Below are 14,109 nucleotides of genomic sequence, written 5' to 3' on the forward strand. Positions count from 1 at the left end.
CGGCCCCTCCGCTCAGGAGGCGCCGGGCCGTCGGGCAAGATGGGGGGATGTCCGCAGGTACCTTCACCCTCGCCGAGTCCGTCGAACTGGCGGTGGTCGAGCGCTCCGGCTTCGTCGAGTCGCGCCACGCCGGTTCGGCCGTGCTCCTCGACTCCGACGGCCGCGTCGCCCGCACCCTGGGCACTCCGACCGCGCCGGTCTTCCCGCGCTCCTGCCTCAAGCCGTTCCAGGCCCTGGCCGTGATGACGGCGGGCGTCGAGCTGAGCGGGGCGGAGGCGGTCATCGCCACCGCGAGCCACGCGGGGATCCCGCAGCACGTCGCCCTGGTGCAGAACCTGCTGTTCCGCGCGGGTCTGGATCACACGGCGCTGCAGTGCCCGGCCGACTGGCCGACCGACTCCGCCTCGCGCACCAAGCTGCTGCGGGCAGGCGCGAGCGCCGATCCGCTCTACATGAACTGCTCGGGCAAGCACGCGGCGATGCTGCTGGCCTGCGTGCAGAACGGCTGGAGCACCGACGACTACCTCGAGCGCTCGCATCCGCTGCAGCAGCACATCGTCGACACGATCGAGCGGCTGACCGGCGAGCGCATCTTCGCCTCGGGCGTCGACGGCTGCGGCGCTCCCGTGCACGCCCTGCCGCTGACGGCGCTGGCGAAGGGGATCTCGCGGATCGTCTCCTCCTCCCCCGCGTCCCCGTTCGGGCTCTACCGCCAGGCCGGCGTGCTCACCGAGGCGATCCTCGAGAACGCGTGGGCGCTGGACGGGCCGGGTCGCGACAACACCGTCGTGATCGAGCGGCTCGGCCTGGTGGCGAAGCTCGGCGCGGAGGGCGTGCTGGTGATGGCGTCGCCGGACGGCACGACGGTCGCGCTGAAGATCCTCGACGGCAGCCTGCGGGCGGCGACGGTCGTCGCGCTGAAGCTGCTGGTCGAGGCGGGGACCGTCGACCGGGCCGCGGCGAACGAGGTGCTCGTGCGGCTCAACCCGGTGGTGACCGGCGGCGGGCAGCCCGTCGGCGCGATCCGCGCGTCCTACGTCTGACCGCTCGCCGCGGAGCCCGGTCGGCTACTGCGCCCGGGCCAGGCGCTTCGCCCGCGCCGCCGAGGCCACCTGCGTCACGACGACGATCACGATCGCCAGGAGGAACACCGCCGAGGCGATGACGTTCGCCTCCGCCGGGATGCCGCGCGCCGCCGCGATGTAGATGTACTTCGGGAACGTCGTCACCGAGCCGGAGTTGAAGTTCGTGATGATGAAGTCGTCGAAGCTCAGCGCGAACGAGAGCAGCGCCGCGGCGAGGATGCCGGGCAGCAGCAGCGGGAAGGTGATCCGCCAGAAGACCTGGGCGGGTGAGGCGTAGAGATCGCGCCCCGCCTCCTCGAGCCGCGGGTCGAGGCTCGCGACCCGCGCCTTGACCGTCACGACGACGAAGCTGATGCAGAACATCGTGTGCGCGAGGATGATCGTGACCAGGCCCTTCTCGGTGCCGACCGCGAGGAACTGGGCGGCGAGGCCCGCGCCGAGCACCACCTCGGGGGTCGCCATCGGCAGGAACAGCAGCAGGCTGATCGCGGAGCGGAAGCGGAAGCGGAACCGCACGAGCGCGATGGCGATCATGGTGCCGAGCGCCGTCGCCAGCACGGTCGCGACGGCGCCGACCAGCAGGCTGTTGCCGAACGCCGTCATCACCTCCTCGCTCGTCCAGGCCGCGATCCACTTGTCGAAGGTGAAGCCGCGCCAGGCGAGATTGCTCTTGCCCGAGTCGTTGAAGGAGTAGACGAAGGTGTAGCCGATCGGGATCAGCAGGAAGAGCAGCGCGAGGGCCGTGTAGACGCCGAGGCCGAGCCCCTTGAAGCGGCGAGGACCCCGCACGGGCGCGGGCGGCGGAGCGCCGAGCGCCTCCTGGGCGCTCGCGACGGGACGGTCGGCGGTGGCGGTCACAGGAGGTCCTCCGTTCCACTGCGCTTCACGTAGAAGCCGACGATGACCAGGATCACGGCCATCAGCACGATCGACAGCGCGGCCGCCGCCGGATAGTTCTCGAGGGTGAGGAAGTTCGCCTCGATCGCGTTGCCGACCATCGAGGTCTGCGAGGAGCCGAGGAAGTCGCGGCTCGCATTGATGTAGTCGCCCGCGGCCGGGATGAAGGTGAGCAGCGTGCCCGAGACGATGCCCGGCATCGAGAGCGGGACGGTGACCTTCCAGAACACGGCCGCCGGGTGCGCGTAGAGGTCGGAGCCCGCCTCGAGCAGGCGCGTGTCCAGCCGCTCGAGCGTCGTGTAGAGCGGCAGTGTCATGAACGGGATGAAGTTGTACGTGATGCCGAAGACGACGGCGATCGGCGTGCCGGTGAGGTGCCCGTCCGCCGGCAGGATCGCCACGGTCTTCAGCGCCTGCACCAGCGGGCTCTCGTCGGCGAGGATCTGCTTCCACGCCAGGGTGCGCAGCAGGAAGCTGATGAAGAACGGCGCGATCACCAGCGTCAGCAGCAGGTTCTGCAGCAGCGGCCACGGCCGCGCCTTCACCCCGATGAAGTAGGCGATCGGATAGCTGACGGCCAGGGCGAGCACCGTGGCGATCAGGGCGTAGCCGAAGGAGCGGACAGCGTGCGGCCAGTAGTCCGCCATCACCACGAGGTAGTTCTGCCAGACGAAGCCGGGCATGTACTCGCCGATGTCGCCGTCCGGCACCTCGGCCTGGAAGGAGGTCAGGACGAGCGAGATCAGCGGCGTCAGGAAGAACAGCAGCATGTAGACGATGCCCGGCAGCAGGAGCACCAGGGCGATCGTCGAGCGCCGGCGGACCGGCGGATCGAGAGTGTCGGTCGAGCCCGAGGCGAAGGCGGCGAAGGCCATGCCTACGACCCTCCGGCCCGGCCGGCAAGGATCCCGCGCTTCTGCAGCGCGATCGAGCGCGTGGAGTCGTCGGCGGCGAAGCGCGGGACGGTCCCGGGCTCGTCGGCGAGACCGAAGCCGTTCTCGATGCTCCAGCTGACCCAGACCTGCGCGCCCTCGCCCACGACCGGACCGGAGACCATGTTCTGCGCGAAGACGACGATCGGGCCGAGCGCGGGGATCTCGATCGTGTACTGCGTGCTGACCCCGCTGAACGAGACGTCGACGACGCGGCCCGGGCCGAGCACGTTGCGGTCCGGGTTCTCCGCCGGGGCGTCCGTCAGCAGGAGGAGCTTCTCCGGGCGGACGCCGATCGTCACCTCGCCGGAGTGGCGGACCGAGCGCGCGGTCGGCACGACGATCCGGTGCTCGCCGACCTCGACCGTCAGGGCGGTGCTGCTCGAGCCGACGACATCGCCGGTGAAGAGGTTCGACTGACCGAGGAAGTTGGCGACGAAGACCGTCCGCGGCAGCTCGTAGAGGGCCTCGGGGGCACCCATCTGCTCGATCCGGCCCTTGTTCATCACGGCCACCGTGTCGGCCATGGTCATGGCCTCCTCCTGGTCGTGGGTGACGTGCAGGAAGGTGAGCCCGACCTCCTCCTGGATCGACTTCAGCTCGAGCTGCATCTGCCGGCGGAGCTTAAGGTCGAGTGCGCCGAGGGGCTCGTCGAGCAGGAGCAGGGCCGGCCGGTTCACGAGGGCCCGCGCCAGCGCGACGCGCTGCTGCTGACCGCCGGAGAGCTGAGCCGGTCGGCGCTGGGCGAGATGGTCGAGCTCGACCAGCCGGAGCGCCTCGTGCGCCTTGCCGACCGGGTCGTCGATCCGGCGGCGCTTGAGGCCGAAAGCGACGTTCTCGAGGATCGACATGTGCGGGAAGAGCGCATACGACTGGAAGACGGTGTTGACCGGACGCTGGAACGTCTTGGTGGCCGTCACATCCGCACCGCCGATCAGGATCCGGCCGGCGCTGGGCTCCTCGAGGCCCGCGACGAGGCGCAGGGTGGTCGTCTTCCCGCAGCCGGAGGGGCCGAGGAGGGCGAAGAACGAACCGGCGGGGATCGTCAGATCGAGCGAGTCGATGGCGGTGAAGCCCGGGTACTGCTTGCTGATCCCGACCAGCTCGAGGTCGGCGCCGCGCTCGGCAAAGGTTCCCATCGCCATCAGATGCCCAGCAGCACTTTCTGGAACTCGGCCTGGTAGTCCTTCTCCTCGTCCGCGGTGAGCGTCCGGAAGATGTGCGACTGCGCGAGCGTGTCCTCGTCGGGGAAGATCAGCTGGTTCTCCGCCAGCTCCGGGTCGATGCTCTCCATGGCGTCCTTCGCTCCGTCGACGGGGGTGATGTAGTTGACCCAGGCGGCCACCTCGGCGGCGACCTCCGGCTCGTAGTAGTAGTTCATCAGCGCTTCGGCGTTGGCCTTCCGCTGCGAGCCCATCGGCACGACGAAGGTGTCGTTCCAGAGGGTGCCGCCCGAGTCGGGCAGGGCGAACTCCCACTTGTCGCCCGCCTCGGTGTTGATCAGCGTGATGTCACCCGACCAGCAGATCGCCGCGAGGGTGTCCTCGTTCTGCAGGTCGTTGAGATAGGCGTTGCCCTTGATGTTGCGGATCTGGCCCTCGTCGACCTGCTTGCGGAAGACGTCGATCGCGTTCATGAACTGATCGTCGGCCCAGGCCCCGGCGATGTCGGTGCCCTGGGCGAGCATGATCAGCCCGATCGTGTCGCGCATCTCGCTGAGCACGCCGACCCGGCCGCGCAGCGCCGGATCCCAGAGGTCGTCCACGCTGGCGAGTCCGTTCGGCAGCTTCTCCTTGTTCCAGCAGATCCCGGCGAAGCCGGCCTGGAACGGGAGCGAGCGGTGTCGTCCCGGGTCGAAGTCCGGATTCGCGAGCGAGGGGGTGAGGTTCGCGATGTTCGGGATGTTGGCGTGGTCGAGCTCCTGGATGTAGCCGCGGCGCGCGAGCCGCGAGACCATCCACTCGGTGAGGCAGACGGTGTCGGCCCCGATGTACTGGCCGAGGGCGAGCTGGTCCTTCACCTTGCCGTAGTAGGAGTTGTTGTCGTCGACCGCCACGTTGTAGGTGACGGAGATGCCGGTCTGCTCCTCGAACGCCATCAGCGTCGGGTAGTCGCCGGCGTCGTCCTCGTCGAGGTAGGCGGGCCAGTTGTCCCAGACCAGCCGGGGGTCGGCCGCGGACTCGTCGACGGCGGCGGTCGGGGCGGCGCGCGACACCGGCGCGCAGGCGGCGAGCGCCAGCGCTCCGGCACCGAGTCCGAGCCCGCCGAGCACGGCTCGCCGGGAGAGCATCGCGCGACGCTCGCGCTCGCGGGAGCGGGCGACGGCGACCGCCTCGCGGAGAAGCGGGTCCCTCGGGAGAGGACGGGTCATGGCTGCGGCTCCTGACTGCGTCGGTGCTCGGGCCCACCGGCGTGAACGTGGGGAAATACTGGCACAGGGCTCCGACGTCTGTCGACGCGGAACCGACGAGATCGCTCATCTGGAAACATGATCGTCACGAAATCCGCGCTCGAGGCCGGTTCAGACCACGGATTCCTGCCGTCGAGTCGCGTGCGCCGTCGGCCAGCGCGCGCGGCGGAGACGACCGTCCCCGGCCACGAGGACCCGATCCCCCGAGCAGCGCGGCGCCGGCGGCAGGGGGCCCAGGACGAGCCGCGCCTCGGCGACCGGCACGTCGATCACGACGGGAGCGGTCGTCCGCATCCGAGCGAGGAGCGCTCTGGCCGCCGACCACTCGCCGACCGAGCCGAGGACCGCGGCCCCCGGGGGCAGGGATCCACCGGACGCGTCCGCGACGGAGCGCACCGGGACGCCGGCGGCCTCGAGCGACGGGCGCAGGTTCGCAGCGCGCTCCGTGAGGACGACGAACGGCTCCCGGCCCATCGGGACCACCGGCACCGCGATGCGCGGCCGCTCCGGAGGGGACGGCGGCGCCGCGAAGACCTGCATCCGCTCGCCGCGCCACCAGCCTCCGCCCGGGGGCAAGTCGGCGTGGAACGGCTCACCGTGCAGGGCGAGCAGCTGATGCTCCTGCCGATGGGCGGCGCGCAGGAGCAGGACGTCGTCGAAGGAGTCGCGGAGCGCGGCCAGGCCGTCGGTCACACGCCTCGCGGTGACGACGAGCGGCGCCGCGCCGGAGCGGAGCGCGGTCTGCAGGGCGTCGAGCAGCCGTCGGCGCTCGTCGTCGGTGCACCGCCGCAGCAGCAGGTCCGCGTCGTCGAGCAGGAGCGGCTCCGCAACCGCGTCCTCGCCGAGCACCACGTCCCACGCGCCCTCCGGGTCGAGCGGCCCGAGGATCCGGGGACGGCCGCACTGCGCCGCGACCGTGCGCAGCACCTCGGTGCGCCCGCAGCCCGCCGCACCGAGGACCAGGAGGGAGCGGCGTTCGAGACGGACGACGTCCTGCCGCTGCACCCCCGGCCGGTCGACCAGCCCGAGCGCGATCCCCTCCGCCGGTCCGCGCTCCGGCAGGGGGATGCGGGCGGGGAGCGGGTCGAGCCAGGGCCGGTGCGCCGGGGCGATCGAGTGCCGCGGGACAACGGCCGCCACGCCGTCCGCCAGGCCGCCGCCCGCCGCCGGGTCCGCATTCTCCCCCGCGGCGACGGCGGCCGCGATGTCCGCCGCACCGGCGAGGGCCGCCTGCACCAGACGCCCGCGCCCGCCGATCGAGACGACGCATCGCCCGGCGGCGCCGTGCGGGATGCGGGAGGCGGCGTCCGAACCGATCAGCGCGCGCGAGTCGGCCGCATCGTGCACGCGGAGGGCGATCCGGAGGCCGCAGTTCGCGGCGACCGCGTCGCGGACGACGCCGACCGGGCGCTGGGTGCAGAGGACCAGGTGAAGGCCGAGCGAGCGACCGCGCGCGGCGATGTCGGCGAAGGTGCGGTGCAGCTCGGGCGCACGCTCGAGCACGACCGCGCACTCGTCGACGACGACGACCAGCCGCGACAGGACACCCGGGCGCAGCCGAGCGACGTCCGGCACGCCGTGCTCCGCGAGGACGACCTCGCGGCGGCGCAGCTCGGCCGCGATGCTGGCGAAGGCCCGGAGCGCCCCCTCGGGGTCGAGATCGGTGATCACCCCGACCACGTGCGGCAGGCGTCGCAGCGCATCGAAGCCCGCGCCGCCCTTGAAGTCCGCGAGCAGGAACGTCACCGCGGACGGAGCGTGCCGGGCCGCCAGCGCCACCACCCAGGCGATGAGGAGTTCGCTCTTCCCGCTCCCGGTGGTGCCGCCGACGATGGCGTGCGGACCGTCACGGACGAGATCGATCTCGAGGGGACCGTCCGCCGTCGCCCCGAGCAGCACCGCCAGCCCGCGATCGGTCGCACCGCGCACGAGCCCGCCGAGCTCGGAGAGGCGGACGGTCGCCGGCAGCTCGCCGGGGCCGGAGCCCGCCGTCGCCGCGAGCGACTCCGCGTAGCCCCGGGCCTGCTCCGCCGAGACGGGATCGATGACGAGCCGCTCCGTCACCCCCGGTCCGGCTCGCCCGACCACGCTCGCGGCACTCGCACCGCCGGTCTGCACGATGCAGCGGCAGCGCTGCGGCAGCTCTGCGGCGGTGCCGGCCACGGCGACGACGGCGTCGGCGTCGCTCGGCCCGCCCGCCTCGAGCACGGCGAGCCGCGGCAACGCGCCGACCGCACGTGCGTGCGGCAGAGCGCTGAGGCACCGCCACGCGGCCGTGTCGGGCAGCTCGATCCGGAGCTGGTCGGGCGGGACGAGCTCGGCGACCTGGATAACCAGCCCCCGCGCGACCGCTCGGGAGAGGACCGGAGGCCCGACGACGCCGATCCCCGCGGCGAGCGCGACCGGCAGCGGCGCACGGTCGGCGGCGGGAGCGCCGTCCGCGCGGTCCGGCTCCTCCGCGAGCCCGAGCACGATCTCGAGCCCGGCCACCGCCCGGCGCCAGCGCGTGTCGACCGGTACCTCGTGCTCGAGGACGTCCAGCGCCGTCGGCGCCGCGCGCCGAAGCGCCGCGAGCTCCCCCACCCGTGCGCGCGCCGTCGCCGCGCCGTGATCGCTCAGCTCTCGCCGGTACCGCTCGGTCTCGCGGCGGGCCGTGCGCCGGCGGATCCGCGCGCCGTCGAGGAACGACGCCACCGCGACCACCGGTCCGAGTGCCGCGAGCGCGAGCGTGTACGGCGACGACGTCAGCGCGAAGAGGACGAGCGAGGACAGCACCGGGGCGAGCGCTGCGATCCACGGGAAGCCGGGCCGCGGCGGCTCGGCCGGCGGGAGCGGTGGCCGGAGCGTCGGCCGCGGGTGCTGGTTCGTCATGACTCCAGCGAAGCCGATGCCGGGTGCGCGCGGCGTGTCAGCGCGTGATCGGTGGACGACCGGAGGCTGTGGAGGAGCCGTCGACCCGCTCGACAGCCATCTCGACCGACGAGAGCAGCAGGCGACTGCCGATCTTCGCCCGGTAGCGCCGCCCCGCTTCGAGCGGGAGCGGAGCCTGCGTCGGAGCGATCAGCACCGAGCCGTTCGCCGACCAGCGGTCGCGAACCCACAGCCCGCCCTCGTCGAAGCCGAACTCGAGGTGCGTCTTCGAGAGCGAGCGAGTCGGGTCGGGGACGGCGAGGATGTGCCGGAAGGTCTCCCCCGCGTCCGGCAGCGGCTGCCGCCCGATGAGCCCGTTGCCCGTGACGATCGCGTGCTGCCCCGAGGCGAAGATCAGCCGGACGAGTCCCTGACTCGGCGGCGCCATCGGCGCACCGGGGGCGGGACGCCGATGCCGGCCGGGCGCGAGGCCGGGCAGCCAGGCGCGCCGAGAGGGATCGAGGACCGTCGTGTCGCCGGAGGACGCGGGACGGGAGGCGCCGGGAGCCGCGTGCGTGGCGACCGAGGTGCCGCACTCCCCGCAGAGGATCGCCCCGGGGGCGAGAGTGGAGCCACACGCGCTGCAGATCACCGAGTCCACCTTCCTCCGCTCATGGTACCCGGGGCGTCGCCGCGCCTCCTGGGTCGTCGATCAGTCGGTGTCCCCGGTCACAGCGAGCACGTCGACGACGATGACCGTCACGTTGTCGCGGCCCCCGTTGCCGAGGGCCGCCTCCACCAGGGCGTCCGCGGCCTCCTGGGCCGTCTCGGCGGTCGAGAGCACGTGCTCGAGTCCCGCATCCGTCAGCTCCTTGGTCAGCCCGTCCGAGCAGATCAGCAGCCGGGAGGGGGCGATGACGGGGACGAGGCGGTAGTCGGGGATCGGCGGCTCGTGGAAGCCGACCGCGCGGGTGATCACATTGCTGTGCGGGTGCACGTCCGCCTCGTCGCGGGTGATCAGTCCCGCGTCGACGAGCTCCTGCACGATCGAGTGGTCGACGGTCAGCTGGACCAGGGAGCCCTGCACGCACAGGTAGACCCGGGAGTCGCCGATGTTGAAGACGGACCAGTAGGGCTCTCCGCCGACGACCGTCAGCGCGGCGCCGGTGACGGTGGTGCCGGTGCCGCCGTCGGCGGTGCGCGACTGCCGGGCGATGTCGTCCACGGCGTCCCGGAGGGCGCGGTCGATCTCCTCCGCCCCGATGGTCGCGCCGGTCGCGGCGACCGAGAGCCGGGAGACGACGGCGTCGCTCGCGACCTCTCCGGCCGCGTGTCCGCCCATTCCGTCGGCGACGGCGAAGAGCGGCGTCTTGGCGAGGTAGCTGTCCTCGTTCGCGCTCCGGACCAGCCCGACCTCGGTGCGTGCGGCCCAGCCGAGCGTCACCTCGGCGGAGGGCGCATCCGACGACCAGGCCGAGACGGGGACGGTCACCGACGCCCGGCTGCGGCCGATCTGCGTCATCGCGTCTCCTCGCGTCCGCCGGCGCCGCGCACGCGGGCCGATCCCTCCGATGCTATCGGCTGGGCGGGTACCGCCGTCCCGGTGCCCGGACCCCCGGCGACCACGCGCAGGATCGCCGCCGATCCGCCGCCCGCCCGGCTGAGAGCGCTCACGTGACAGCCGATTCCGACACCGAGGGAGCCTCCGGTCTGCGGATTCACTTGCCGGGCCCCGCGGTGGCTGCCAGGATCATCGCATGAGCCCCTCCCGACCTCCCTCCTCGCGACCGCTCCAGCTCGACGAGGTGTCGAAGGCGATCATCGAGCAGCTGCAGGCCGACGGCCGGCGCTCCTACGCCGAGATCGGCAAGGCGGTCGGTCTGAGCGAGGCGGCCGTCCGCCAGCGGGTGCAGAAGCTGACCGAGTCGGGTGTGATGCAGATCGTCGCGGTGACGGACCCGATGCAGCTCGGCTTCTACCGCCAGGCGATGATCGGCGTCCGAGTGACCGGTGACACGCGAGTCGTGGCGGACAGCCTCGCAGCGATACCCGCCGTCGACTACGTCGTGCTCACGGCCGGCACCTTCGACATCCTCGCCGAGGTGGTCTGCGAGAACGACGACGACCTGATCGCCCTGCTCAACCAGGAGATCCGCTCGCTCCCGGGCGTCCTCTCCACCGAGACCTTCGTCTATCTGAAACTCCACAAGCAGTTCTACAACTGGGGAACGCGGTAACCGATGACCACAGAGACAGCCTTCTCGACCCAGGGCCTCGCGTCCGGCGATCCGGTGAAGGGCGAGGACGCCCCGGCCGGATTCGACGACGCGGCGCTGCAGAAGAAGGCCAAGGACCACCTCTGGATGCACTTCACCCGCCAGTCGGTGATGGACTCCGGCGCCGGCGTGCCGATCATCACGCGCGGCGAGGGACACCACATCTGGGACAGCACGGGCCGGAAGTACTTCGACGGGCTCTCCGGGCTCTTCGTCGTCAACGCCGGCCACGGCCGGCGGCGGCTCGCGGAGGCGGCGGCGAAGCAGGCGGCCGAGCTCTCGTTCTTCCCGCTGTGGTCCTACGCCACACCCTCCGCGATCGAGCTCGCGGACCGCCTCGCCGACCACGCGCCCGGCGACCTGAACCGCGTGTTCTTCTCCACCGGCGGCGGCGAGGCCGTCGAGACCGCCTTCAAACTCGCCAAGCACTTCTGGAAGCTGCAGGGCAAGCCGGGCAAGCATAAGGTGATCTCGCGCTCGGTCGCGTACCACGGCACTCCCCAGGGCGCCCTCGCGATCACCGGCATCCCGGCGATGAAGGCGATGTTCGAGCCGATCGTGCCGGGTGGCTTCCGCGTTCCCAACACCAACTTCTACCGCGCTCCCCAGCACGGCGACGACCTGGAGGCCTTCGGCGTCTGGGCGGCCGACCGGATCGAGGAGATGATCGAGTTCGAGGGCCCCGACACGGTCGCCGCGGTGTTCCTCGAGCCGGTGCAGAACTCCGGCGGCTGCTTCCCGCCGCCGCCCGGCTACTTCCAGCGGGTGCGCGAGATCTGCGACCGGCACGACGTGCTGCTCGTCTCGGACGAGGTGATCTGCGCCTTCGGCCGGATCGGGCACATGTTCGCCTGCGACGAGTACGGCTACGTGCCCGACATGATCACCTGCGCCAAGGGCATGACCAGCGGCTACTCGCCGATCGGCGCGACCATCGTCAGCGACCGCATCTACGAGCCCTTCCGGCACGGCGAGGTCTCCTTCCCGCACGGCTACACCTTCGGCGGCCACCCCGTCTCGGCCGCGGTCGCGCTCGAGAACCTCGACATCTTCGAGGAGGAGCGGCTGAACGAGAACGTGCGCGAGAACTCCCCGCTCTTCCGCTCCACCCTCGAGAAGCTGCTCGATCTGCCGATCGTCGGCGACGTCCGCGGCGCGGGCTACTTCTTCGGAATCGAGCTGGTCAAGGACAAGACGACCAAGGAGACCTTCGACGCGGAGGAGTCGGAGCGGCTGCTCCGCGGCTTCCTGTCGAAGGCGCTGTTCGACGCCGGGCTGTACTGCCGCGCCGACGACCGCGGCGACCCGGTCGTCCAGCTCGCACCGCCCCTGACGATCGGGCCGAAGGAGTTCGACGAGATCGAGCAGATCCTCCGCTCCGTGCTGACGGAGGCCTGGGCCCGCCTCTGAGCATCGCGCGCGCCACCCGCTCGAGCGACGCGCGCGGGCTCCCTCTCACGCGGCGCGACGCCCCTCGGCAGCCCACGGGCACTGCTCGCCCCGGCCGAGGGCCGCGACGAGCAGCCGCGACCCCGGATCGTGCGGGTCGAGGCGGAGCGCCTCCCCCGCGAAGACCGCTGCCGACGGGTCTGGTCCCGACGACCAGTGCAGCATCGCGAGCAGGACCAGGAGCGGAGCCCGCTCCGTCGCAGGTGCTGCGGCCGCCGCGTGGGCGACGAGCTCGAGGACGGACCCCGCGACGTCGCGGTCGGCGGACGCGACGATGCTCATCACCCGCTCCCGCCCCTGCTGCCGCTGCGCGCAGACGATCAGCACGGCGAGAGCGCGGGTCCGCTGCCGCCACGGCCGACCCGATGCCGCGCAGAGCAGGAGCGAGTCGGCGTCGGCCGCCAGCGCCTCGGGGAGTCGCGCGCGCGGGTGCCGGTCGAGGAGCGCGTCGACCTGAGCGGCGACCGCCAGCGCCTCCGCGCGATCGACGACGGGCAGGAGCCCGCTGCCGTGGTGAGCCGGCCGCGCGGCGGGCGGGCCGGTGGCGACCAGCACGTCGACGGCGACTCCGAGGCGCTCCGCTCGCGTGCTGAGGGCGCTGACGAGCGCGCTCGCCGAGGGCGTGCGACCCCGGGAGGAGAAGAGCACGATCACGAGGTGCTCGACGCGGCCGAAGCGTCCGAGCGCCCCGATCCACGCGTGAGCGGCCCGGGCGGGATCGCCGGCGGCGAGGTCGAAGCGGAGCGCTCCCGTCGGCGTCCCGTCCCGCAGCGGGACGAGCACGACGCTCTCCTGCGGCGAGTGGCCGACGAGGCGTGGGATCGCCGCGAGCACGGCGCTGGTATCGAGGGGGCGGGTCGGGAGCGATGCAGTGGGTGTCATGCGGCAACGGTGACGGCTCGAGCGGCGCTCCGGACCGGCGGCGGGCGCCGCCGGAAGACAGATCGTCGGAACAGCACCTGTGGAGGACGCCGCTCCACCACACCCCTCCCACCTCGAGCGACGGCGGATCGAGCAGCAGGCGATCGGGGCGGGCCCTCCACAGCCCGCGACCCCCTGCGGCCGTCCACCGATGTCCGATTTCCGCCGGTCCGACGCCTCGGCCGCGGATACTCTCGTGGCATGAGAACGACTCCCCTCCACGTGCGCCGCACCGTCAGTCCCCTCGGCCGGATCGAGGTCGGCAGTGACGGCGAGGCGATCGTGTCCCTCGCGATCGAGCACGGCGGAGCGCTGCCGCACGATCACCTGCCCGACAGCAGCCTGCCCGTCCTCTGCTCCGCGGTGGACCAGCTCGACGCGTACTTCGCCGGCGAGCGTCGGACGTTCGATCTCCCGCTCCTGCTGCGCGGCACGCCGTTCCAGCTCGAGATCTGGGGTGCGCTGCAGAGCATCGGCTTCGGCGAGATCACCTCCTACGGCGCGCTCGGCCAGGCGACGGGCCGGCTCCGCTCCGGGCGGCCCATCGGCGGCGCGGTCGGAGCGAACCCGATCCCGATCCTCGTCGGCTGCCACCGCGTGCTGGCCGGCGACGGCCGGATCACCGGCTTCAGCGCCGGCGAGGGCATCGCCACGAAGGCCTGGCTGCTCGATCACGAGGGCATCGCGCACCGATGACCGAGCACGACGGCCTGAGCACCGACGCCGACGGAACGGTCCGCTGCGCCTGGGGCGCCGAGGACGACGAGTACCGCCGCTACCACGACGAGGAGTGGGGCGTCCCGCTGCACGGCGACCGCCCACTGCTCGAGAAGATCTGCCTCGAGGGCTTCCAGTCCGGCCTGTCCTGGATCACCATCCTGCGCAAGCGCCCGCGCTTCCGCGAGGTGTTCCACGGCTTCGACCCCGACGCGGTCGCCGCGATGGACGACGCCGACGTCGACCGCCTGATGGACGACACCGGCATCATCCGTCACCGCGGGAAGATCCTCGCGACGATCGGCAACGCCAGGGCCGCGGTCGCGCTGCGCGAGCGCGACGGCGAGGGCGCCGTGGACCGTCTCGTCTGGTCCTTCGCCGAGGATCCGCCGCCCGGCCGCATCGTCCGCCTCGCGGACGTGCCTGCCGCGACACCCGCCTCGGTCGCCCTGGCCAAGGCGCTGCGCTCCGCGGGGTTCCGCTTCGTCGGCCCGACGACCATGTATGCACTGCTGCAGTCCGCCGGCGTGGTCGACGACCACCTCACGGGCTGCTTCCGCGCCCGCTCCTGA

Annotated in this window: 13 protein-coding genes; 5 read left to right on the forward strand and 8 right to left on the reverse strand. The window is 72.3% G+C overall.

The window, feature by feature from the left end:
• Window positions 1-47 precede the first annotated feature (47 nt).
• On the forward strand, window positions 48-1,043 hold the full coding sequence (locus tag GSU72_RS12530) for an asparaginase (protein ID WP_159985369.1): 996 nt from the start codon (window positions 48-50) through the stop codon (window positions 1,041-1,043).
• A 24-nt stretch (window positions 1,044-1,067) separates the two neighbouring features.
• On the opposite strand, the gene GSU72_RS12535 is transcribed toward GSU72_RS12530, so the two are convergent.
• From GSU72_RS12535 to GSU72_RS12565, 7 genes are all read right to left on the reverse strand, one after another.
• Window positions 1,068-1,874: an ABC transporter permease gene (locus GSU72_RS12535; RefSeq protein WP_244256122.1), complete on the reverse strand. Its 807-nt coding sequence runs from the start codon at window positions 1,872-1,874 to the stop codon at window positions 1,068-1,070.
• Between the two features lie 65 nt (window positions 1,875-1,939).
• The gene (locus tag GSU72_RS12540; RefSeq protein ID WP_159985370.1) at window positions 1,940-2,857 is read right to left on the reverse strand and encodes an ABC transporter permease; all 918 of its coding nucleotides are present in this window, start codon (window positions 2,855-2,857) and stop codon (window positions 1,940-1,942) included.
• Window positions 2,858-2,859: 2 nt separating this feature from the next.
• A complete protein-coding gene (locus GSU72_RS12545) occupies window positions 2,860-4,059 on the reverse strand; it encodes an ABC transporter ATP-binding protein (RefSeq protein WP_159985371.1) in 1,200 nt (399 codons plus the stop codon).
• Window positions 4,059-5,285 (reverse strand): spermidine/putrescine ABC transporter substrate-binding protein, encoded by a 1,227-nt coding sequence (locus GSU72_RS12550; RefSeq protein WP_159985372.1) that lies wholly within the window; start codon window positions 5,283-5,285, stop codon window positions 4,059-4,061. Before GSU72_RS12550 ends, GSU72_RS12545 begins: the two co-directional genes overlap by 1 nt.
• A 150-nt stretch (window positions 5,286-5,435) precedes the next feature.
• Window positions 5,436-8,195 carry an FtsK/SpoIIIE domain-containing protein gene (locus tag GSU72_RS12555; RefSeq protein ID WP_159985373.1) on the reverse strand — a complete coding sequence of 920 codons (2,760 nt, stop codon included), beginning with the start codon at window positions 8,193-8,195 and terminating at the stop codon, window positions 5,436-5,438.
• A 37-nt stretch (window positions 8,196-8,232) separates the two neighbouring features.
• Window positions 8,233-8,826 carry a hypothetical protein gene (locus tag GSU72_RS12560; protein WP_159985374.1) on the reverse strand — a complete coding sequence of 198 codons (594 nt, stop codon included), beginning with the start codon at window positions 8,824-8,826 and terminating at the stop codon, window positions 8,233-8,235.
• A gap of 60 nt (window positions 8,827-8,886) precedes the next feature.
• Window positions 8,887-9,696 carry a protein phosphatase 2C domain-containing protein gene (locus tag GSU72_RS12565; protein WP_159985375.1) on the reverse strand — a complete coding sequence of 270 codons (810 nt, stop codon included), beginning with the start codon at window positions 9,694-9,696 and terminating at the stop codon, window positions 8,887-8,889.
• 235 nt (window positions 9,697-9,931) lie between these two features.
• On the opposite strand from GSU72_RS12565, the gene GSU72_RS12570 reads away from it, so the two are divergent.
• Both GSU72_RS12570 and GSU72_RS12575 read left to right on the forward strand, forming a co-directional pair.
• A complete protein-coding gene (locus GSU72_RS12570; RefSeq protein WP_159985376.1) occupies window positions 9,932-10,411 on the forward strand; it encodes an Lrp/AsnC family transcriptional regulator in 480 nt (159 codons plus the stop codon).
• A 3-nt stretch (window positions 10,412-10,414) separates the two neighbouring features.
• Window positions 10,415-11,860, forward strand: coding sequence for an aspartate aminotransferase family protein (locus GSU72_RS12575; protein WP_159985377.1), 1,446 nt, complete (start codon window positions 10,415-10,417; stop codon window positions 11,858-11,860).
• 45 nt (window positions 11,861-11,905) lie between these two features.
• On the opposite strand, the gene GSU72_RS12580 is transcribed toward GSU72_RS12575, so the two are convergent.
• A complete protein-coding gene (locus GSU72_RS12580; RefSeq protein ID WP_159985378.1) occupies window positions 11,906-12,781 on the reverse strand; it encodes a DUF4192 family protein in 876 nt (291 codons plus the stop codon).
• A 240-nt stretch (window positions 12,782-13,021) separates the two neighbouring features.
• Here GSU72_RS12580 and GSU72_RS12585 point away from each other — a divergent pair, with 240 nt between their 5' ends.
• Window positions 13,022-13,516, forward strand: coding sequence for a methylated-DNA--[protein]-cysteine S-methyltransferase (locus tag GSU72_RS12585; protein WP_159985379.1), 495 nt, complete (start codon window positions 13,022-13,024; stop codon window positions 13,514-13,516).
• Entirely contained in the window at window positions 13,513-14,109 is a 597-nt protein-coding gene (locus GSU72_RS12590; RefSeq protein WP_159985380.1) for a DNA-3-methyladenine glycosylase I, read from the forward strand. Before GSU72_RS12585 ends, GSU72_RS12590 begins: the two co-directional genes overlap by 4 nt.

It is taken from the genome of Rathayibacter sp. VKM Ac-2760, from assembly GCF_009834185.1.
Taxonomy (GTDB): Bacteria; Actinomycetota; Actinomycetes; order Actinomycetales; family Microbacteriaceae; genus Rathayibacter.